22 protein-coding genes are annotated in these 20,712 nt (G+C 77.0%); 12 read left to right on the top strand and 10 right to left on the bottom strand.

The window, feature by feature from the left end; all coding sequences use genetic code 11:
* Positions 1-4: 4 nt before the first annotated feature.
* Positions 5-991, top strand: a complete 987-nt coding sequence (locus ND486_RS12910; RefSeq protein ID WP_251784550.1) for a nitroreductase family protein — start codon at positions 5-7, stop codon at positions 989-991.
* On the opposite strand, the gene ND486_RS12905 is transcribed toward ND486_RS12910, so the two are convergent.
* On the bottom strand, positions 922-1,797 hold the full coding sequence (locus ND486_RS12905) for a universal stress protein (protein WP_251784549.1): 876 nt from the start codon (positions 1,795-1,797) through the stop codon (positions 922-924). The two genes, ND486_RS12910 and ND486_RS12905, sit on opposite strands and share 70 nt — an antisense overlap.
* On the bottom strand, positions 1,794-2,306 hold the full coding sequence (locus tag ND486_RS12900; RefSeq protein WP_251784548.1) for a flavodoxin: 513 nt from the start codon (positions 2,304-2,306) through the stop codon (positions 1,794-1,796). Before ND486_RS12900 ends, ND486_RS12905 begins: the two co-directional genes overlap by 4 nt.
* A gap of 273 nt (positions 2,307-2,579) precedes the next feature.
* Here ND486_RS12900 and ND486_RS12895 point away from each other — a divergent pair, with 273 nt between their 5' ends.
* The 3 genes from ND486_RS12895 to ND486_RS12885 all read left to right on the top strand — a co-directional run bounded on the left by ND486_RS12895 (position 2,580) and on the right by ND486_RS12885 (position 6,372).
* A complete protein-coding gene (locus tag ND486_RS12895; RefSeq protein WP_251784547.1) occupies positions 2,580-3,080 on the top strand; it encodes a universal stress protein in 501 nt (166 codons plus the stop codon).
* Between the two features lie 104 nt (positions 3,081-3,184).
* Positions 3,185-5,806, top strand: a complete 2,622-nt coding sequence (locus ND486_RS12890) for a cation-transporting P-type ATPase (protein WP_251784900.1) — start codon at positions 3,185-3,187, stop codon at positions 5,804-5,806.
* 80 nt (positions 5,807-5,886) lie between these two features.
* Complete coding sequence (locus ND486_RS12885; RefSeq protein WP_251784546.1) at positions 5,887-6,372, top strand: hypothetical protein; 486 nt, start codon at positions 5,887-5,889, stop codon at positions 6,370-6,372.
* 60 nt (positions 6,373-6,432) lie between these two features.
* On the opposite strand, the gene ND486_RS12880 is transcribed toward ND486_RS12885, so the two are convergent.
* Positions 6,433-6,903: an Hsp20/alpha crystallin family protein gene (locus tag ND486_RS12880; protein ID WP_251784545.1), complete on the bottom strand. Its 471-nt coding sequence runs from the start codon at positions 6,901-6,903 to the stop codon at positions 6,433-6,435.
* Positions 6,904-7,167: 264 nt separating this feature from the next.
* On the opposite strand from ND486_RS12880, the gene ND486_RS12875 reads away from it, so the two are divergent.
* Both ND486_RS12875 and ND486_RS12870 read left to right on the top strand, forming a co-directional pair.
* Positions 7,168-8,178: a zinc-dependent alcohol dehydrogenase gene (locus ND486_RS12875; RefSeq protein WP_251784899.1), complete on the top strand. Its 1,011-nt coding sequence runs from the start codon at positions 7,168-7,170 to the stop codon at positions 8,176-8,178.
* Positions 8,178-10,793, top strand: a complete 2,616-nt coding sequence (locus ND486_RS12870) for a GNAT family N-acetyltransferase (RefSeq protein WP_251784544.1) — start codon at positions 8,178-8,180, stop codon at positions 10,791-10,793. The genes ND486_RS12875 and ND486_RS12870 overlap by 1 nt, the downstream gene beginning before the upstream one ends.
* 42 nt (positions 10,794-10,835) lie before the next feature.
* Here ND486_RS12870 and ND486_RS29735 read toward each other — a convergent pair whose 3' ends face one another.
* Together ND486_RS29735 and ND486_RS12860 are read right to left on the bottom strand one after the other, a co-directional pair.
* Complete coding sequence (locus ND486_RS29735; protein WP_251784543.1) at positions 10,836-12,371, bottom strand: AAA family ATPase; 1,536 nt, start codon at positions 12,369-12,371, stop codon at positions 10,836-10,838.
* Positions 12,372-12,377: 6 nt separating this feature from the next.
* Positions 12,378-13,136, bottom strand: a complete 759-nt coding sequence (locus ND486_RS12860; RefSeq protein ID WP_251784542.1) for an STAS/SEC14 domain-containing protein — start codon at positions 13,134-13,136, stop codon at positions 12,378-12,380.
* Positions 13,137-13,326: 190 nt separating this feature from the next.
* On the opposite strand from ND486_RS12860, the gene ND486_RS12855 reads away from it, so the two are divergent.
* From ND486_RS12855 to ND486_RS12835, 5 genes are all read left to right on the top strand, one after another.
* A complete protein-coding gene (locus ND486_RS12855) occupies positions 13,327-13,899 on the top strand; it encodes a hypothetical protein (protein WP_251784541.1) in 573 nt (190 codons plus the stop codon).
* A 61-nt stretch (positions 13,900-13,960) separates the two neighbouring features.
* On the top strand, positions 13,961-14,797 hold the full coding sequence (locus ND486_RS12850) for a universal stress protein (RefSeq protein ID WP_251784540.1): 837 nt from the start codon (positions 13,961-13,963) through the stop codon (positions 14,795-14,797).
* Entirely contained in the window at positions 14,794-15,261 is a 468-nt protein-coding gene (locus ND486_RS29730) for a cyclic nucleotide-binding/CBS domain-containing protein (RefSeq protein ID WP_251784539.1), read from the top strand. Before ND486_RS12850 ends, ND486_RS29730 begins: the two co-directional genes overlap by 4 nt.
* Before the next feature lie 118 nt (positions 15,262-15,379).
* Positions 15,380-15,574: a hypothetical protein gene (locus ND486_RS12840; RefSeq protein ID WP_251784538.1), complete on the top strand. Its 195-nt coding sequence runs from the start codon at positions 15,380-15,382 to the stop codon at positions 15,572-15,574.
* On the top strand, positions 15,571-15,951 hold the full coding sequence (locus ND486_RS12835) for a DUF2795 domain-containing protein (protein WP_251784537.1): 381 nt from the start codon (positions 15,571-15,573) through the stop codon (positions 15,949-15,951). The genes ND486_RS12840 and ND486_RS12835 overlap by 4 nt, the downstream gene beginning before the upstream one ends.
* Before the next feature lie 35 nt (positions 15,952-15,986).
* On the opposite strand, the gene ND486_RS12830 is transcribed toward ND486_RS12835, so the two are convergent.
* A complete protein-coding gene (locus ND486_RS12830; protein WP_251784536.1) occupies positions 15,987-16,847 on the bottom strand; it encodes a MarR family transcriptional regulator in 861 nt (286 codons plus the stop codon).
* Entirely contained in the window at positions 16,844-17,257 is a 414-nt protein-coding gene (locus ND486_RS12825) for a hypothetical protein (RefSeq protein WP_251784535.1), read from the bottom strand. The genes ND486_RS12830 and ND486_RS12825 overlap by 4 nt, the downstream gene beginning before the upstream one ends.
* Positions 17,258-17,576: 319 nt before the next feature.
* Here ND486_RS12825 and ND486_RS12820 point away from each other — a divergent pair, with 319 nt between their 5' ends.
* Complete coding sequence (locus ND486_RS12820; protein ID WP_251784534.1) at positions 17,577-17,828, top strand: hypothetical protein; 252 nt, start codon at positions 17,577-17,579, stop codon at positions 17,826-17,828.
* 22 nt (positions 17,829-17,850) lie between these two features.
* Here the strand turns inward: ND486_RS12820 and ND486_RS12815 are convergent, their stop codons facing one another.
* The 3 genes from ND486_RS12815 to ND486_RS12805 form a co-directional block, all read right to left on the bottom strand.
* Positions 17,851-18,348 carry a MarR family winged helix-turn-helix transcriptional regulator gene (locus ND486_RS12815; protein ID WP_251784533.1) on the bottom strand — a complete coding sequence of 166 codons (498 nt, stop codon included), beginning with the start codon at positions 18,346-18,348 and terminating at the stop codon, positions 17,851-17,853.
* Positions 18,349-18,564: 216 nt separating this feature from the next.
* On the bottom strand, positions 18,565-19,917 hold the full coding sequence (locus ND486_RS12810) for an MFS transporter (RefSeq protein WP_251784532.1): 1,353 nt from the start codon (positions 19,915-19,917) through the stop codon (positions 18,565-18,567).
* A 154-nt stretch (positions 19,918-20,071) separates the two neighbouring features.
* Positions 20,072-20,689, bottom strand: a complete 618-nt coding sequence (locus ND486_RS12805) for a TetR/AcrR family transcriptional regulator (protein WP_208824877.1) — start codon at positions 20,687-20,689, stop codon at positions 20,072-20,074.
* Positions 20,690-20,712: the final 23 nt, after the last annotated feature.

Here is a 20,712-nt window from a genome sequence, read left to right as displayed (position 1 = left end):
CCCGATGGACGTCCCGGACCGCCCGGACGGGCCCGGCCCGACGATGCTCGACGCCGTCGGCTGGGCCCTGCGGGCCCCCTCGCTGCACAACAGCCAGCCCTGGCGCTGGCGGGTGGACGCGGCGCGGGCCGCCCTGTACGCCGACCCCCTGCGGCGGCTGTACGAGACCGACCCGGACCGCCGCGACCTGCTCGTCAGCTGCGGGGCCTGCCTGCACCACCTGCACGTCGCACTCGCCGCGGCCGGGACGGCGGTGCGCACGGTGCGCCTGCCCGACCCGGAGGACACGGACCTGCTCGCCGTGGTCACGGCCGTCGACGGTCCCGCCGACGCCGCCGAGGCGGACCTGTGGCCCGCGCTGCCGCGCCGGCGCACCGACCGGCGGCGCTACGACGACCGCCCGGTGCCCGGGTCCGTGCTGGAGGCGGTGACGGCGGCCGCGCGACGCCACGGGGCGCTGCTGCTGCCCGTGTCCGGGCAGGCCCGGCGGGCCGGGCTCGACGCCGTCCTGGCGCGCGCGGCCGACGAGCAGCGCTGCCGCCCCGGTTACCTGGCCGAGCTGATGACCTGGACGCACCGCTACGCCGGCGCGCACGACGGGATCCCCGCGTCGGCACGGCCGACCCGGCCCGCCCCACGGGGGACCGGCCCGAACCGGGCCTTCCCGGCCGGTCGGCTGACCGGGACGGCGGCGGCACCGACCGGCGGGGGCGTGCTCGCCGTGCTCTGCACCCGGCGCGACGGACCCGAGGACCGGCTGCGGGCGGGCGAGGCGACCAGCGCCGTGCTGCTCACCGCGGTGCGCGCGGGCCTGGCGACCACGCCGCTGAGCCAGGCGCTCGAGCTGTCCGCGACGCGGTCGGTGCTCGCCCGCGACGTCCTGCACGTCGACGCCCACCCACAGCTGATCGTGCGGCTCGGCTACCCGGCCGACGACCGCGAGCTGCCCGCCACCCCCCGGCGCGCGCTGTCCGCGGTGCTGGCCCCCTGAGCGTCGCGACCGGGTGCCGGCCCGACGGGGCGCACCAGGACCGGGCACGCGGCCAGACACGCCAGCTCCTCCGGGGTGGAACGCCGGAGCGGCCCGCCCACGTGCGGCCGTGCCCCGACGACCAGCAGGCCGGCGTGCTCGGCGGCCCGGAGCAGCGCCGGCAGCGGACGGTCGTCGACGACCTCGAGCTCGACGTCCACCGCGTCCGAGCGCTCGTCCCAGTGCCGGGCGAGCTCGGCGAACACCGCGGTGACGGCCGGAGCGGAGCCGTGCCCCGGGCGCAGCGCGTGCACGATCCGCAGCACGCCGCCGCCGCGGCGGGCGCAGGCGTGGGCGTCGTGCAGCAGCTCCGCGTCGGTGCGCGGGTACTCCAGACCGACCACGACCGGGCCGGCGCCCTCGGCCGTCGAGGCGTGGACGACGGCGACCGGCACCCGCACCCGGTCGAGGACCCGGTGCAGGACCGGATCGGCCGGTCCGTCCGCCGGGTGCCCCGAGCCGACCGCCCCGAGCACCAGCAGCTCGGCGCCGAGAGCCTCGGCCTCCAGCGCAGCGACGGGCGGCTGCTCGACGAGCACGGTCTCCAGCACCACCCCGGGGGCGGCACCGCGGGCGGTCGCCGCCGCACGCGACAGCACCAGGCGGGCGTGCCGGTGCCAGGCGGGGACGTCGCCGGTGTCGTAGTCCGCGGCGTGCACGATCCGCAGCACCCGGTGACGCGCGAGTGCCTCGCGCGCCGCCCACCGGGCCACCGCCTGCGACGACGGCGCCCCGGTGACGCCGACGACCACCGGCCGCCCGCTCACCGGGCGCCGTCCGCACGGGTCGTCGCCGGCAGCAGTCCGGCGCCCCACTCGCGGGCGCGCTCCAGCTCGCCGGGCCGCAGCGGTCCGTTGCCGCGCACCAGGAACGACCGGGGGGCGCCTGCGGAACGGTAGCCGCGGCGACCCAGCACCCGCGCCGCGGCGTGGGCCGCCGACCCCGGCACCCACCGCGAGACCCGGGTGTCCGCGCAGACGGTCGCCGGTGCGTCCGGGCCGGCGTCGGGCAACCGGTCGAGCCACTCACGGATCCCGTCCGACGGGGGAGCGGTGGCGCCCTGCCGGACGGCGTCCTCGCGCGTCGCGGGCCGGGTCATGCCGAACGCGTGCGTCGGACCGAGCACCACGAGCAGCTCACCCGGCCGCAGCGGTGTCGAGGGGTCGGGCGGGTCGACGTCGACGTCGCACCCCCGGGCGAGCAGGCCGTCGGCGACGGCCTCGGCCACGGCGCGCGTGGTGCCGAACAGCGACTCCACCACGATCTGTACGTGCACGGCTTCTCCTCGGGTCGTCGGTCACGGCCGCCGGGAGCACGGACCCGGCGGGCGTCGCCGGCGTGCCGGGAGGCTGCGGAAGTCCTCGGCGACCCTGCCGGGGGACGGCGGCCGGGCCCACCCGCGAAGGCCCCGCGACCGGCGGGCCGTTGGTCCCGCGTGGCCACGCCGGGCGCGGCGGGACCGGACGGCCCCGCTTCCGCGGGACGTTCGCCCGGCGCGGCGCCCGGCCCGGGGCGCGGACGCTGGGCCCCTCGTCACGAGGAGGGCGTCATGGAGCAGGAGAGGACGGTGCGGGACGACGAGATCGTCGTCGGCACCGACGGGTCGCAGGGCGGCCGGGCGGCGCTCGCCTGGGCGGTCGCCGAGGCCGCCCGCAGCGGCCGGTGGGTACGGGCGGTGCGGGTGTGGGACCCGGCGCCGCTGTTCGCGCCGCCGGCGCCGGTGTTCGTGGTGCGGTCGGTCGTCCGTGACGACGAGGAACGTGCGCTGGAGAACGACCTGGCGGAGATCCCGGTCCCCGAGGGGGTGCGGGTGGAGGGCGAGCTCATCGAGGGCGTCGTCGTCGGTGAGCTCGTGGCGCAGTCGGCGGAGGCGGCGATGCTCGTCGTGGGCAGCCACGGGCACGGACCGCTGGGCCGTGCCGTGCTGGGCTCGGTCAGCGCCGCGTGCGTCCGCCGGGCCGGCTGCCCGGTCGTCGTGGTCACCCCGCGCCGGGCGGCGGTCCTGCTCGGCGCGACGGGAGCGGGGGCGGCCTCGGACGCTCCCCGGTGACCGACACCCGACACCGGCCGGCCGGCCCCGTCCCCGGGACCGGCGGACCCGCCGACGACCCGCCCGCAGGGGGTGTCCCGGACCCCCGGGAGCCCGCGGCCCGGCTGCTGCGGGACCTGCGCTCCGGACCGGCCGGGCTCTCCGGGCGCGACGCGGCGCGGCGGCTCGCCCGGTTCGGGCCGAACACACCGGCCCGGGCGGGGAGCCGGTCGACCTGGCGGGCGCTGCGACGGCAGCTGACCCACCCGCTGGCGGTGCTGCTGCTGGTGGCGGCGGCCCTCGCCGTCGCCGCCGGCACCGCCCAGCTGGGCACGGCGATCCTGGTGGTGGTCGTGCTCAACGCCGGGTTCGCGTTCCTCCAGGAGCGCCACGCCGGCCGGGCCGTCGAGGCACTGGGCCGCTACCTGCCCCCGCACGCCCGGGTCCGCCGCGACGGGACGGTGCGCAGCGTCCCCGCCGCCGAGCTCGTTCCCGGTGACGTGCTGCTGCTGGCCGAGGGCGACCGGGTGCCCGCCGACGCCCGGCTGCTGTCGGGCGGCCTGCAGGTCGACGCGTCGGCGCTGACCGGGGAGTCGGTCCCCGTCGTCCGCGACGCCTCGGCACCCGACACCGCGGCGAGTGCGCTGGACTCGCCGGTCCTGGTGTTCAGCGGGACCGGGTGCGTCGCCGGTGCGGCCGAGGCCGTCGTGCACGCCACCGGGGCGCACACCGAGATCGGCCGCATCGCGGCGCTCGCCGGAACCCGGCCGACCGACGAGAGCCCGCTCGAACGGCAGGTCCGCCGTGTCGCCCGGCTGATCGCGGCGGTCGCCGTCGGGGTCGGTGTCGCGTTCGTCCCGCTCGGCGTGGTGGCCGGGCTCTCGCTCACCGAGGCCCTGGTGCTGGCCGTCGGCCTGATCGTGGCGAACGTGCCCGAGGGGCTGCTGCCGACGATCACCCTGGCGCTGGCCGTGGGGGTCCGCGCCATGGCAGACCGCGGTGCGCTGGTGAAACGACTCTCCGCGGTGGAGACCCTCGGCTCGACCACGGTGATCTGCACGGACAAGACCGGCACGCTCACGACCGGCACCATGCGGGTGGTCGACGTCCGCGGCCCGGGCCCCACGTCCGCGCCGCCCGGGCCCGCGTTCTGGACGACGCTGGCGCGCTGCAGCACGGCCGACCCGCGGACCGGCGCGGGGGACCCGACCGAGCTCGCCCTGCTGGAGGGGGCCGCGGCCGCCGGTGCCGGCGTGGACGCCGGGGTGCGCGACGCCGAACGGCTGGTCCTCCACGCCTTCGACCCGCACCGGATGCTGATGTCCACCCTGGACCCCGGCCCGGACGGGCCGGTGCTGCACGTCAAGGGCGCCCCCGGTCCGGTGCTGGCGCGCTGCGTGCTGCCCGCCGACCGGCGGGCCGCGGTCGAGGAGGCGGTCGCCGCCATGGCCGGGCGGGGTCTGCGGGTCCTCGCCGTGGCCCGCCGCGACCCCGCCGCCGCCTACCCCGCCGCCGACCCGCCCGCGCGTGACGTCGCGGAGAGCGGCCTGACCCTGCTCGGGCTCGTCGGCCTGCTGGACCCGCCCCGCCCGGAGGCGCCCGCCGCCGTCGCGTCGTGCCACCACGCGGGCATCCGGGTGCACGTCGTCAGCGGCGACGACGGGCGCACGGCCGCCGAGATCGCCCGCCGGGTGGGCATCGGCGCCGACCGGGTCGTGGACGGCCCGGTCCTGGACGCCATGACCGAGCCCGAGCTGGAGCGGTTCTTCGCCGCCTCCGGCGAGGTGGTGGTGGCGCGTGCCGCGCCGGAGGCCAAGCTGCGCATCGCCGACGCGCTGCGTGCCCGCGGCGAGGTGGTGGCGATGACCGGGGACGGGGTGAACGACGCGCCCGCACTGCGGCACGCCGACATCGGCGTCGCCATGGGCCGGTCCGGGACCGAGGTGGCCCGCGAGGCCGCGACGCTGGTGCTGACCGACGACGACTTCGCGACCGTCGTCGCCGGGGTCGAGGAGGGCAGGCGGGTCTATGACAACGTGCGCAAGTTCGTCGTCTACATCTTCGGCCACCTGCTGCCCGAGCTCGTGCCGTTCCTGGCGTTCGCGCTCTCCGGTGGGCTGGTCCCGCTGCCGATCGGCGTGCTGCAGATCCTCGCGATCGACCTCGGCACGGACCTGCTGCCCGCGCTGGCCCTGAGCCGCGAGCCCGCCGAGCCCGGACTGATGGACCGGCCACCGCGCCCGCGGCGCGAGAACGTCATCACCGGCGAGATGCTCCTGCGGGCGTGGGGCCTGATGGGCCCGGTGGCGGCCGTCCTCGCGACCGGGCTGTTCCTGGCCGTCCTCGTGCGGGGCGGGTGGACGCCCGGTGCCGCGACCGGTCCCGGATCGCCGCTGCACACCACCTACCGGCAGGCCACGACCGCGACCTTCGCGGCGATCGTCGCCTGCCAGGTCGGCACGGCGTTCGCCGCCCGCACCCGGCGCGCCTCGCTGCGCTCGGTGGGCATCACGACGAACCGGCTGCTGCTCGGTGCCCTCGCCGCCGAGCTCGCCTTCGCGGCGGCCGCGATCTTCCTGCCGGTGGCGAACTCCCTGCTCGGGACCACGCCGCCCCCGGCGTGGGTGTTCGCCTGCCTCCTGCCGATGCCCCTGCTCGTCTGGGGGACCGACGAGGCGTACCGGGCCGTGCGGCGGGCGCGGGGGCCCGCCGCACGGCACCCCGCACCACCGGTGGCCGGGCCGTGACCCGGCGACGACCCGGCGTCCGGCAGGGGCACAGGGGAGGGGGTGCGGTCGGTGGACCGGTGCGCGGCCGGGAGGACGTGATGACGGCGGCGGCGGGTCCGCGGCGGGGACCGGTCGTGGTCGTCGGCCGCGACGAGCTGGACCCGGACGACGTCCGCTGGGCCGCCGACGTCGCCCGCCGGTCGGGGCGGGACCTGCGGCTGGTCGTCGTGGTCCCGCCGCCACGCCGGACGGTCGGCGGTCCGCCGACCGGGGCCGCCCGGACGGAGATGGCGCGGCGGCTGCTCGACGCGGTCACCGACGAGGTCGCCGTCGAGACCGGCGAGGTGGACCTCGAGGCCGAGCTGCGCAGGGACGGCTGGGACCGGGTGCTGCGGGACGAGGCGAGGACCGCCGGGCTCGTCGTGCTGGCCCGGTACGCGGCGTGGCCCGCGCGCCCGCCCGCCGGGTGCCCGGTCGTGCGGGCCGGGCGGGCGTCGCGACGACGGGACCCGGCGCCGGAGCCGGCGACGTTCCACCGGCTGACCGCCGGCGACGCCGCCCCCGGTCCCCTCCCGCAGGCGTGACGGCGGCCGGGACCGGGTCGTGGACCCGGCCCCGGCCGCCGTGCCGTGACCGCTCCGGGGTCAGCCGGTACTGATCGGGATCATCGTCGCCTCGGCCGGTGCGGGCGGTTCGGGCATCGGCACCCTGATCTCCAGGATGCCGTCGGTGTAGCTCGCCGCGATGTCGTCGGCGATGACACCCTCGGGCAGCTGGAGCACGCGCGACATGGTGCCGCGCCACAGCTCGCGCCTCCGGTAGCCGTCCTCGGACCGCTCCTCCTCGCCGCCCCGCTCCGCCCGTACGGTCAGCAGGCCGTCGGCCACGGTGACCGAGACGTCGGCGGCGGGGTCGACCCCGGGCAGCTCGGCCCGGATGACCAGCGACCCGTCCTCGACGAACTCGTCGACGCGGATCGCCGCCTCCTCGCGCAGCCGGCCGGCGTACACCGGGCGCCGCACGGGGAACGCGCGGAACCAGTCGTCGACCATCCGTTCCATCTCGGTGAGTGCGCCGGGCAGTGCCCCGGCCCGGCGCGTGATCGTGCTGCTCATCGGACGTCCTCCCTCGTGTGTCCAGGACGCCCCCCACCGTGGCCCGCGGGCGCGGACACGACCAGGGACGGTCGGCCCGGTGCCCGCGGCCCGAGGACCCGTACGTCGCGGCGGTCACCGCCGTCGCCGAAGGTCCCGGCCGCCGGGCGCCCTCCGGCCCTGCTCCGCGGCCGGCGCCGTACCTAGCGTCGGCCGCGACCTCAGTTCCCTCCGCCGCAGCCCCACCGGCCCGCCGCCGGTGACCGAGGAGCAGCCGTGAACACGATGCGTGCCGCCGTCGTCCCCGCACTGGGAGCGCCCCTGGAGATCCGGGAGATCCCGGTGCCGGTCCCCGGCCCCGGGCAGGTCCTGGTCCGGATGGAGGCCAGCGGCATCTGCCACACCGACGTCCACGCCGCGCGCGGGGACTGGCCGGTGAAGCCCCGCCCGCCGTTCGTCCCCGGGCACGAGGGGATCGGCACCGTCGTGGAGTCGGTGCACGGTCCCCACCACCGGGCGATCGGGCGACGGGTCGCGATCCCGTGGCTCGGGTCGGCCTGCGGCCGGTGCCGCTACTGCGTCAGCGGCCGGGAGACGCTGTGCGAGAGCCAGACCAACAGCGGCTACTCGGTGGACGGCGCGTGGGCCGAGTACGCGGTGGTCGACGAGCGCTTCGCCGTGCCGGTGCCCGACGACATCCCCCCGGTCGAAGCCGCTCCGCTGACCTGCGCCGGGGTCACCACCTACGCGGCGATCCGCAACGCGCGGGTCGCCCCCGACGAACGGGTCGGGGTGTTCGGCATCGGCGGCCTGGGCCACCTGGCCGTCCAGTACGCCCGGCTGGTCGGCGCCTCGGTCGTCGGCGTCGACGTCGAGGACGCCAAGCTCGCACTGGCGACCGGGCTGGGCGCCGACGCCGTGGTGGACGCCCGCACGACCGACCCCGTCGAGGCGATCCACGACCTGGGCGGGCTCGACGTCGCCGTCGCGCTGGCCCCCTCGCCGGACTCCTTCGGGCAGGCGCTGCGCTCGCTGCGGCGCGGCGGCAGGCTCGTGTGCGTCGCGCTGCCCGCCGACGGCACGCTGGCCGTGCCGATCTTCGACCTCGTGCTGGGCGGGCTGACCGTGCTCGGGTCGATCGTGGGCACCCGCGAGGAGCTGGCCGAGGTGTTCGACCTGCACGCCCGCGGCCGCACCCGGGTGGTCACCGAGACCCGCAAGCTCGACGACGTCAACGCCGCCGTCGACGACCTCCTCGCCGGGCGGGTCCCGGCCCGGCTCGTGATGGAGTTCTGATGGGCGTCCCCGCGTCGGCGACGACCCGGTCGGGGGATCCGTCGGAGCCCGTCGCCGGCCGCGGTCACGACGTCCTGCTGGGTGACGGCCGCCGGGCCGTCGTCCGGCCGCTGGACCGGTCCGACCTGCCTGCGGTGACCGCCCTGCACACCGGTCTCGACACGACCGACCGGCACTTCCGCTACCTGTCCGCCTCGGCCCCCGACCCGCGGCGGACCGCCCGCTCGGTGCTCGCCCCGACCGGTCACGCGGTGGGCGTGTTCGAGGCGGGGGAGCTGCTCGGCGTCGCGCACTACGTGCCCGTCCCGGACGGCTCCACCGCCGAGTTCGCCGTCCTGGTCGCCCCCGCGGCGCGCCACCGCGGTGCCGGAACCCTGCTGATGGAGGCACTCGCCGGGGCCGCGACCGCGGCCGGTCTCGCCACGCTGACCGGGGAGGTGGCCTCCGACAACGCCCCCATGATGCGGGTGCTGACCGACCTCGGGCGCCCGCTGCGGACCCGTCCGGACGGGCCCGTCACCCACGTCCGGCTGGAGACGGGCGACCCCACCCCGCTGTCGGACGACCCGCACTGGTCCCGGGTCTCCGCGGCGTCGGCGATCTCGCTGACCCCGGTGCTCGCCCCGGCCTCGGTCGCGGTCGTCGGGGCCTCGCGCCGGCCGGGCACGGTCGGCCGGGCCGTGCTGGACCGGATCCGGCGCGGCGGGTTCAGCGGGCCGCTCGCGGTGGTGAACCCGCGCGGGACGCCGGCCCCGGACCTGCCGTGGGCGGGCACCGTCGGCGAGCTCGGCACCGTGCCGGACCTGGCCGTCCTCTGCGTCCCGGCCGACGCCGTCGTGCCGGTCGCCGAGGACTGCGGCCGGGCCGGGGTCGGCGCGCTGCTCGTGCTCACCTCCGGCGTCACCGGCGCCGACGCCGGCCGGCTCGCCGCGGTCTGCGCACACCACCGGATGCGCCTCGTGGGCCCCAACTGCCTGGGCCTGGTCGACACCGCCCCCGGGGTCGCCCTCGACGCCACGTTCGCCACCACCGCCCCGGCGGGGGAGATCGGCGTGGCCGCCCAGTCCGGCGGGATCGCCGTCGCGCTGGGCCACGAGCTGGCCGCCGCGGGACTCGGGATCAGCTCGCTGGTCAGCACCGGCGACGCCCTGGACGTCGCGGCCGACGACCTGCTCGCCTGGTGGGCGCACGACGGCCGCACCCGGGGCGCCGTGCTCTACCTGGAGTCCGCCCGGCGTCCGCACGAGTTCGCCGCCGTCGCGCGGCGGGCCGCGCGCACGATGCCGGTCGTGGTGATCCCGTCGGGGAGCAGCGACGCCGGGCGGCGGGCCGCGGCGTCGCACACCGCGTCCACGGCGACCCCGCGCACCGCCCGCGACGCGCTGTACCGGCAGGCCGGGCTGCTGCTCGCCCGCGACCCGCGCGAGGCCGTCCAGATGCTCGCCACCCTGCAGAGCGCGCCGCTGCCCGCGGGGCCCCGGGTCGGGATCGTCAGCAACGCCGGCGGCCTGGGCGTGCTCGCCGCCGACGCGTGCACCGACGCCGGGCTGCAGGTGGCCCGGATGGAGGCCGGCACCCGGTTCGCGCTGGCCGGCATCCTGCCGGCGACCGCGGCCGTCGGCGGCCCGGTCGACACGACCGCCGTGGTCGGGGCCCGGGCCTTCGCCCGCGCCGTCACCGTCGTCGCGCACGACCCGGGGGTGGACGCCGTGGTCGTCACCGGGGTGCCCACGGACCTGGGGGACCCGCTCGCGGAGATCGGCGACGCCGCGGGGGAGCCCGTGCCGGTCGTGGTCGTGGCGCCGGGCGGCTCCCGCCCGCGTGACCGGGTCCCGGTGCACGACGACGTGACCTCCGCCGCCGCGGCGGTCGCTGCCGGGGTGCGCCGCGGACACTGGCTCCGGCACGCCGCGGACCCGGTCCCGGCCCTGCTCCGGACCGACACCACCCGGGCCCACGCCGCCGTCGCGGGGGCCGGCGAGGGCTGGCTCGACCCGCTCGGGGTCCTGGAGCTGCTCGGCGCCGCGGGGATCCCCGCGGCGCCGGTGGCGCGGGTGCGCACCGCGGACGGGGCGGTGCAGCGGTGGCGGGCCGCCGGGGGACCGGTCGCGCTCAAGGCCGAGGCCACCGGTCTGCTGCACAAGGCCGCGGCGGGCGGTGTCGTGCTGGACGTGGACTCCGAGGACGGGGTCCGCGCGGCGGTCGGGCGGTTCGCGGCCCGGTTCGGCGACACCCTGCGCGGTGTCCTGGTCCAGCCCATGGTGTCCGGCGGCGACGAGGTCCTGGTCGGGGCGACCGTCGACGCCGTCGTCGGACCGGTGCTCACGGTGGGCCCCGGGGGGAGCGCCACCGACGCGGTCGGCGGACGGAGCCACCTGCTCGCCGTCGCCTCCCCCGACGACGCCGACGGCGCCGTCGCCGACTCCGCGCTCGGGCCGCGGCTGGCCGTGCAGGGCCGCGCCGCGGTCCGCGACGTGCTGCTGCGGTGGGGCTGGCTGGTGCGGACCGTGCCGCGGATGGTGGAGGCGGAGATCAACCCGCTGGTCCTGCGACCCGACGGCCGGGGCGGGGTGGGGGCGACGGCGGTCGACGCCCGGATACGGCTGCGCGGCTGAGCGCCCCGGCCACCGGGCCGAGGTGTCCCGCCCCGCGGCCCCTCAGCACCCGACGCCCGCGGACCATGCCGACAGGGCTGCCGACAGGGCCGCTCCGGACGCGGCGCCGGGGCCGCCCGCGGTGTCGATCCGGACCGCCTCCGGCCACGGGGCGGCGGCGGCCCGCATCCGGGCGGCGACCGCGGCGTCGGCGTCCGACGGCGACGGCCCGCGGGCCGCGATCCGGGCGTCGGCGGTGCGGGGGTCCACCGCGCACCGCAGCTCCACGCACACGGCGTGGTGCCGCGCGGCGAGCGCCCGGGCGGCGAGCCGGCGCTCCGCGGTGGTCCACGACGCGTCGAGGACCACCGACTCGCCCCGCCCCAGCAGCGGACCGGCCGCGTCGAGCAGGGCGGTGTAGACCGCTGCGACCCGCTCGGGGGTGTACCGGCCGGTGCCGTAGCCCCCGGTGCCGCGGCGGACGGTGCCGCCCCCGGTGCCGTTGCCCCCGGTGCCGTTGCCGCCGGTGCCGCTGCCCGGGCGGGCACCGTCGCCGGGACGGCCGCGGTCGAGGTCGTCGCGGATCAGGTCGCTCGACAGCAGCCGGGCGCCGGTCGTCGCGGCCAGCGCCCCGGCGAGGGTGGTCTTGCCGCTGCCGGGCGGCCCACCGACCAGGGCCAGCCGCACCGCACCCGCCTGCAGCCCGCGCAGCCCGAGCGCCGACAGCGCGTCGACCTCGGCGGCCGCGCCGGCGGCGCCCTGGCGGCCCCGCAGCGCGGCGACCTTGGCGCGGACGACCGCCCGGTAGGCCACGAAGTGGTGGAGCAGCGAGTCCGGTGCGTCGTCGCCGGTGAACCGCCGGTACCCGTCGACGAGTGCCCGGGCCGCCCCGGGCATGCCGTGGTGGTCGAGGTCCATCGCCAGGGTCGCCACGTCGTCGAGCACGTCGACCTGGCGCAGGTCGTCGTCGAAGTCGAGGCAGTCCAGCAGCCGCGGGCCGTCGTCGAGGCAGTACACGTCGTCGGCGAGCAGGTCCCCGTGCCCGTCGACCACCCGGGTCTCGCGGAGCCCGAACAGCTCGGTGCGCCCGGCCAGGTAGTCCCGGGCCAGCGTCCGCATCGGGGCCAGCCGGTCCTGCACCGCCCGGTCGGCGGTGAGCTCGCCGAGCTCGGTGAGGTTGGCCGACCAGCGCGCCGCGAGCGCCGCCGGCCCGGCCCGGCCGGGATCGCCGCGCGGTGCGCGCCGGTGGGCGTCGGCCACCGCGCGGGCCACCGAGCGGACCAGCTCGTCGCGCTCGTCCGGGCCGGCGCACGACAGCGCCGCGGTCAGGCTCCGGTCCGCCGGCATCCGCCGCATGACCAGGACGGGCTCCGCGGTGGCGCCGTCCGGTGACCGGAAGCTCCCGAGACCCAGGTAGACGTCGGGTGCGAAGCGCCGGTTGAGCTCCAGCTCGCGGGCCAGCGCCCGCCGCCGGAGCGCGGCGCTGCCGAAGTCGCAGTACGGCGTCCGCACCGCCTTCTTGACCTTGTACGCCCGGTCCCCGGCGAGGACGACCAGACCGGTGTGGGTCTCCCGGATCCCGGCCGGCTCCGTGCTCACCGGGTGTCAGGACTCCACCGCGGCCGGCTTCCCGGCAGCCGCCCAGGCGATCGCGGCCTCGACGTCGCGGTGGGCGAAGTGCTTCACGGCCGGGTGCAGCACCGCTCCGGCCAGGGCCGGGGCCACGGTGGGGAGCAGTCCGTCGACGGCGAGCGCGATCCGGTGCACGCGCCGGTGCTCCTCGAGCAGGAACGTGACGTGCCGGACCATGCCCTCGACGTTCTCCCAGCCCGGGAACGACGGCGCCACCAGCACCAGCCCGCCGAGCTCGCCGTGGGCGGTGCTCCAGGACTCGATCTCCCGGGTCAGCCGGTCGAAGTCGGCGGCCCGCAGCGGGCGGTCGACGCGCACGACCGCGATGCCGTCGTCCGGGCGCAGGTCGATCGCGAACCCGGCGGCCGGCAGGCCCACCAGCCAGCTCACGGCGCTGTCCTGCTGCGCCTCGGGGAACACCGCCAGCGAGTACGGCGCCACGACGGCCGCGACGCGGCAGGCGATCCGGACGGACTCCCGGTCGCTGACGACCGCGCACCCGTCGAACAGCGGCAGCGCGCGCATGCCGAGCTCGAGGTCCTCCCACACCGCGTCGGGGGTGATGCCGGTGAAGGAGCTGTCGAGCACCGCGACCACCCGCAGCCGTCGACCGGTGGCCGCCGCCGCCGCGACCAGCGGTGCGACGACGTCGTCGTAGTCGGCACGGGTCACGGTGCCGGACACGCGGACGCCGTCGATGCCCGGCGGGAGCCCGTCGATGGTCGAGATCATGGGGTCCTCCTCGTGGTGCCGCCCCGCGGGGCCGTGCCACCACGGTGTCCGTCGCGCCCGGCACGGAGCAGTACCGAAGGTCCCGTACCGGCCATGACCGATGCCCCGCCGGGACGGGCGGCCCGGCCCTGCCCGGTGTGCTCCCCGCCGGACCACGCTGTTCGTGGGGACGACACGGGGAGGTGGCCCGATGGCGGAGGGCCTGCGCACGGTGTCCACAGCGGACCGGACACGCCGGCGCGCCCAGCGTCTGGAGGACGCCGGCACCGTACTGCTGGCCGTCCTGCTCGTGCTGTCGGCGGTCGGGTGCTGGGCGGTCGTCACGAGCGTGCACGGGGCGACGACCGACCGGGCGCGGGCCGAGGCCCGGCAGCGGACGGCGACCGACGCGGTCCTGGTGTACGACATCGCGGCGAGCGGGAGCCGCGTCTCCGGACAGCCCTACCCGGCCACGGTCCGGTGGACCGGTCACGACGGCCTCCCGCACACCGGCACCACCCGCACGGAGCTTCCCGGCGACGCGGGCGACCGGGTCCGGGTCTGGACGACGGCCGACGACCGGCTGGTGCCGGCACCGGTCACCGCGGCCGACGCGGTCGCTGCGGCGGTCATCGCCGGTGTCCTCGTCGCGATCACGGCCGGGGCGACGGTCCTGGGGCTCGGCGCCGGGCTCTACCGGTGGACCGGCCGGCGTTTCGCGCGGGCGTGGGAGGAGGACTGGGCGCGCGTGGAACCGGTCTGGACCGGGCGCGCGCGGCAGTGAACGCGGCGGCCGCATCCGGTGACCACACCACCGGACCACACCGGACCACACGGAGGAGACCATGAGTGCACCCCGATCCTTCCTCGCCGTCGGCGTCGACGGCTCACCGCGCGACCGCGCCGCGGTCACCTGGGCCGCGGGAGCCGCCGGGAGCCGGCACCTCCCGCTGCGCCTGCTGCACGCGCAGGGGCGGCGGTTCGACCGGGCCGGGGCGGACGCCGTGAGCGCGGCGGCCGAGCACGCCCGGCTCGTCGCGCCCGCGGTGGAGGTACAGAGCCGGGTACTGACCGGGGACCCGGTCGCGGTCCTGCGCGACCAGAGCCGCGACGCCGTGATGCTGGTACTGGCCCCGCACACCGGTGAGCCCCTGGAGGCGTTCGGGTGGAGCACGGCCGCGGCCCTGACGGTGTCGTCGCCCTGCCCGGTGGTGGCCGTCCCTCCTCGCCGCGGTCCCGCCCGGACCGCCGGTGCGGTGGTGGTCGGGGTGGACGGCTCCGAGCTCGGCGGGGCCGCCCTGGCCTTCGCCTTCGACCACGCCGCGGCCGCGGGGACCGCGCTCGTCGCCGTGCACGCCTGGCAGGACGCGGCCGGTGATCGGGTGGACGACCGCGCGGGCGGGTTCGACCGCGTCGAGGCGGAGCAGGCGCAGGAACGCGTACTGGCCGAGGCCCTCGCCGGCTGGGCCGAGAAGTACCCCGACGTCCCCGTCCGCCGGATCGTGGCGCACGGTCCCGCGCGGGCGGCGCTGCTGGCCCGGGCGGGCACCGCGCAGCTGCTGGTCGTCGGGTCGGCGGGGCGGGCCGGGCTGACCGGGCTGCTGCACGGTTCGACGAGCCAGGCGCTGCTCTACGAGCTGCCGTGCCCGCTGGCCGTCGTGCGCGCGGACGGTGCCCGGTGAGCGCCACGACGACGGGGCCGCCCCGTGGCCCGGTGCCGGTGCGCAGTGTCCTGCGGTCCCCGATCGGCGAGGTCGAGTGGGACCGGAGCCTGCGCGACGCCGCCCGTGACCTGGCCGCCGACGAGATCGGCGTCCTGCTCGTCGTGCGCCGGCGCTCGGCACTCGGCGTCGTCTCCGAACGCGACCTGGTGGCGGCGGTCGCCGCGGGTCTCGATCCCGACGACACGATCGTCGAGGACGCGATGACCACCGAGATCGTGTCGGTGGACGTCTCCGCCGCGGTCACGACGGCCGCCGGGGTGATGCTCGAGGCGGGCATCCGGCACCTGCTGGCCACCCGGGACGGGAACCCCGCGGGGATCGTGTCGATCCGCGACGTCCTGGCCGCCGTCCTGGAGGAACACGGGCCGGGGAACGACGGCAACGGTGATTCTCCGGTCCCGAGAGGCACCGGAGCCGCGTAGTCCGCGTCGCCGACATCTCCCGCGGAACTGCTCCACCCGGCCCACGAGGGCGGGCCCCGCCGACGGCCACTCTGGAACCGTCCTCCCGACCGGCGGGGGAGCGAGGCCGGAGGTGCCCGTGCGCAAGGAACTCGAGATCCGTCTGTGCGAGCGATGCTGGACCCCGATCCCCCCGGACCGGGCCTGCCTCGTCGCTGCGCATCCGGAGCCGGGGCGGCCGCTGCTGCGCCCCGGCCGTAGCTACCGGCATCTGCGCGACGACCCGACCTGTACCGGCGAGCAGTTCGGACCGGACGGCGGGGCGGCCGCATGACCGCGACCGACCTCCGGCCGGTCGCCCGGGGGACGGGGCGCGGGCTGCGCCTCGTCGTGCCCGGAGAGCTCCCGGACGGCGCGCCCGCTGTCCCGTGCCCCCCGGCTGCCCCGGCTGCCCTGGCGGCCCCGGCGCGGCCGTCGGGCCGCCGGGTGCCGCCGCAGCCGCCGGAGGTCCTGCTCCGCTCCGTGGGTCCCGTCCTGGCCGGGCTGGCGTTCCCCGCCCAGCGCTGGCAGGTGCTGGCCGAGGCCGACGCCTGGGGCGCGCCCGGTGTGCTGCGCCGGCTCCTGGCCGAGCTGCCCTCCGGCCGCTACGCCGACCTCGACTCGGTGGTCCGCGCCGTCCGTACCGTCCGCCCGCGCCGTCGGGTCCGGTGACGGCACCGGCATCGACCCACCCGGACGGAGGGCGGTCAGCCGTCCGTCGGCCGGACGGGGCGCGGCACCTGTCCGCCGCGCACGGCCGTGCGGCTGCGCAGCGCCGACGTGACGGCCTCCAGCGTCGCCGCGACGTCCTGGGCGTGGGCCGAGGCGCCCTCGGCCACCCGGTCGATGCCGCTGACGAGCAGGTCGAGCACCGGACGGATCCGGTCGGAGGCACCGGGGGCGAGGGTCACCAGCGTGCTGCGGCGGTCCGCCGGGTTGGCGACCCGCTCGACCAGTCCCGCCGACTCGAGCTGGTCGACCACGGCGGTGACGCTGGAGGAGGACAGCCCCACCCGGCGGGAGATCGCGCTCGGTGTGCGCGGGCCGCGCAGGACCAGCTCCTCCAGGACGCCCACCCCGCTGGGCGCGACGCCGAGGACCTCGGCCGCGGCGTCCCGGTAGGCCTCGGCGGCCGCGATGACGTCGCGCAGGCGGGCGGCCAGCTTCAGGGTGCGACGGGCGAGCCGCTGCTCGACCGTGACGTCGGCGGCGACCACCATGACGTGGTCGGGGGCGACGCGGACGAAGCGCAGCTCCACCTGCGGGCCCCCGTCCGGCGGGACGTTCACGACGACGCGGGTCCCGGGGTGCAGCGGCCCGAGCCGCTCGGGCCGGGTGGTCAGCATCGCCGACAGCCCGGGGGCGAGCCGGTCGAGCACGGGGTGGAGCCGGTCCAGGTCCTCGCCGGGCCGCAGTGCGGGGGCGAGCATCCGGACGGCGGCCGGGTTGACCCGGCGCACCCGTCCGTCGTCGTGGGCGTCGACCAGGCCGACGGGACACTGGTAGAAGAACTGCAGCAGGTCCTCGAGCTCGGTCGCCGCGTCGGGCGGCGGGCCGGACGCGGTCATCGCGGCCTGATCGCCAGGTAACGGCGGTGCCCGCCGGCGGCCGCGAGCAGCCGCAGGCGGACCGGGGTCGGGCGCATGCGGAAGGTGAAGACGTAGTCCAGCTCCTCGTCGAGGTCGCCGCCGGTCCGGTACCGCTCGGCGACCATGAAGTTGTTCAGGCACGGCGCGACGTCGACGAACAGGTCCCGGCCCAGGACCCGCTCCGCCCGGATACCGGCCCGACCGGACTCGTACCGGTTGTAGCCGATGACGCGGTCGTCGGACCGGATCGTGATCACACCGAAGTCGAGCAGGTCGGTGTCGCGGATCTCGTGACCGTCGAGCCATTGCAGCAATGCCGCATCGGAGAACGTCGGCCACTCGTGCGGATCAGTCGGCCGCGACGTTGTTGATTTCTCGTCACCTATCATGGTGTAACGGTAGCGGGACATGGATGTGTCGGAACTCGTGCGCGCGACCCGCTTTCCCGGAGGAGCGCCGAACAGTGGCGAAAGGCTCGGCAGGATCCCTTTTCATCAGGGTATTCCGTTCCTCGCCGGTAGGTCGAAGGTCCTGCCTCCGCTCGACGGGCGCAATTCGGACCATGTGTTCGTTCGGATGGTCGCAGCGGTCACGCCATGATTTCCGGCTGCCGAACAAATAGTCCTCGATCGGGCCCGGAATCGCGACCCCGCAGCTTACGCTGAGGAGGTCCGCAACATCGGTGGACCACGACGAGAGGGGGTTCCCATGTCCGAGGGAATGATCTGCAGAAGCCCGGGTGGCGCGCCGATGCGCGCGATGCTGGGCATGGCGGACGTGCTGCTGGCCTCACCCGACCGGCGGATCATCTGCGACCGTCTGGTGGAGGGGCACCGGTCCGACCCCGTGGGCCGGTGCGAGCACCCCGTGCACGCCGGCCGTCCCGAGCGGCACCCGTGCCCGCTGGTGCGCCTGGTGCAGCTGGTCGACGGCCTCGCTGGTGCGGGGGAGACCGTCTGACCTCGGGGTGGTGGGTCCGGGGTCAGACGGGTTCCGTGCTCGGGGTGCTCGAATCCGGCCCGCCCTCCGCCACCCGCCGGGTCAGGTCCCGGGCGACGGTCGCCGGGTCCGCGACCCGTTGGTGCAGCGCCGCCGCGATCCGCGCCAGGACGGCGGTGAACTCGCGGACGTGCTCCGGCTGCGCGGAGTGCACCGCGCGCAGGATGTCCTCGGTGAACATGGCGAACATCGCCGCGGTCGCCTGGCGGCCGCGCGGCGTCAGCACGACGAGGACGCTGCGCCGGTCGGTGGGGTGCGGCACGCGCTGCGCCAGCCCGGCCGCCGTCAGCCGGTCCAGCAGCGTGGTGACGCTCGCCGACGCCACGCCGAGCCGGGTCACCAGTGCCGAGGGCGGCAGCGGCCCGCGGTGGTAGAGCTCGCCGAGGGCCGCGGACTCGGTGAGGCCGACGCCGAGCGCGGCGGCCTCCGCACGCCGGTACTCGTCGCTGGCGACGATGACGTTCCGCAGCTGCACAGCCATCCGGTCCATTGCCGTCCTTCCGACCGGGGCGACGCTAGGCCACCGCGACGGACGGGCGTCAGGATCGGACGGCAGGGGAGATCGGGACCTTCGGCCCGTGGCGGCCGGCGCCCGCCGGGTGGTCGGGTCCGTGCGCGCCCGATGTCGCCGAGGCGGCACCGCGGGGCATCCGGTCGATCCCGGTGCGGCGGTGGGGCCGGGAGCCGGCCGGAGCGCTCAGCCCGGGGTGGCGACGGTCCCGGTCGCCTCGGCGTCGGAGGTCTCGTAGAGGTCGCGGCGGTAGCGCTCTTTCAGCGTCGCCACCGCGACGAAGGTGACCACGGACGTGGCGACGATGTAGAGCGCGACCGACCAGGAGGCACCCGTGCCCGCCAGCAACGCGGTCATGATGAACGGGGCGAGGCCGCCGGCGAACACCGAGGCGAACTGGTAGCCCAGCGAGGCACCCGAGTAGCGGACGTCCGCCGGGAACATCTCGGCGTACAGGGTGGCCTGGGGGCCGTACATCGTCGCGTGGATGGTGAACCCGACCAGCAGGGCGAGGAACACCAGTGGCAGCGAGCCGGTGTCGATCAGCAGGAACATCGGGAAGGCCCAGACCGCCATCAGCACCGTGCCGGTCAGGTAGAGCTTCTTCCGCGAGCCCATCCGGTCGGTCAGACCGCCGAAGAACGGCATCGAGACGACCTGTGTCAGGCCCGCGCCCATGACGCACCACAGGATCGCCGACCGGGACATGCCGACCTGTGTGGTGGCGTAGCTCAGCATCCCGCTGATCAGGATGTAGAAGGTGGCGTTGACGACGAAGAACGCGCCCGCGGCCTGCAGGATCTCGCGCCAGTAGTGCCGCACGGCCTGGACGAGCGGTGCCTTGCGCAGTCCGGCGTCGCGCCGGGACTCCGCCGACCGTTGCTGCAGGTCGTGGAACACCGGGGTGTCCTCGATCTTGAGCTGCACGTAGGCGCCGATCAGGACCAGGGCGAGGCCGGAGAGGAACGGGACGCGCCACCCCCAGGCGACGAACTGCTCCTCGGACAGGACGGTGGTCAGCAGGAGGAAGAAGAGGTTGCCCGCGACCGCTCCCGCGATGGCGCCGGTCTGCACGAGCGACCCGTAGAACCCGCGCCGCTCGACCGGGGCGTGCTCGGTGAGCAGCAGTGCGGCGCCGCCCCACTGGGCGCCGACGCCCAGGCCCTGGACCAGGCGGGCGACCACCAGCAGGACCGGTGCCCAGATCCCGATGGTCGCGTACCCGGGCAGGACGCCGATCGCGAACGTCGCCACGCCCATCAGCAGCATGGCGGCGACCAGCGGGGGCTTGCGGCCGAAGCGGTCGCCGACGTGCCCGGCGATGATGCCGCCGAGTGGTCGCGCGACGAAGCCGACGGCGAACGTCGCGAAGGAGGCCAGGGTGCCGGCCACCGGGCTGACCGAGGGGAAGAACAGGTGCCCGAACACGAGGGCGGCGGCCGTGGCGTAGATGAGGAAGTCGAACCATTCGAGCGCGGTGGCGAAGACCGCCGCGGCAGCGAGCCGGCCCATCTTCTTCGGGGGTGCGTGCTGGTCCATCCGGGTCCACCTCCAGGCCGCAACGGTGCGGCGGTGAGGGTGCCGGAGAACGAGGAGCTCCGACACAAGTACGAACGATCGTTCTTAGAACGCTAGCGACTCGGGTCACAACGGACAAGAGGCATCTCGCCGGGTCGCCCCCCGGCGGCGGGCGTCAGTGCGTGAGGGGGGCCTCGAGCAGGGCCAGGGCGTAGCGCGCGTACTGCTCGGCGAGCTGGCCGCGGCCCAGTGCGCCGTCCGGGCGGTACCAGCTCGCGATCGCCGCGACGGCACCGAGGATCGTGCGTGCCGCGTCGGTGGCGTAGGGCGTGCGGAAGGCTCCGTCGGCGACGCCCTGGGCGACGATGCGCTCGAAGGCGTCCTGGGTGGCGTCCCGGTCCTCCACCAGCGCGGCGCGGTCCCCGGGGTCGAGGTAGCGGAGCTCGTTGGTCGCCACCAGGGTCGCCGTCTGGTGTTCGACGACGAACCCGACGTGCGCGCGGACCGCCTCGCGCATGCGGGACGGGGCGTCGTCGCCGGCCAGCTCCACGGCCGACAGGACGCGGCTGCGCAGCTCGGCGTTGGCGTGTCGCAGCGCCGCGGCCAGCAGCTTGGACTTCGACGGGAAGTAGTTGTAGAGGTTGGACAGGCTGGTCTCGGCGCCGCGGGCCACGTCGCGCATCGAGGCGCCGTTGAACCCCTGGGTGCCGAAGGCGTGGATCGCGGCGTTGAGGATCGCGGCCTCGTTCCGCCGCCCCGTCTCGGCGACCAGGGTCGGGGAACGGTCGTTCATGTCGCTCACGGTAGCGCACCCGC

Origin of the sequence: Pseudonocardia sp. DR1-2, from assembly GCF_023717215.1 — a bacterium.
GTDB lineage: Bacteria > Actinomycetota > Actinomycetes > Mycobacteriales > Pseudonocardiaceae > Pseudonocardia > Pseudonocardia alni.
Note: the sequence above shows the minus strand (reverse complement) of the source record. Positions and strands in the feature narration are given on the sequence as shown.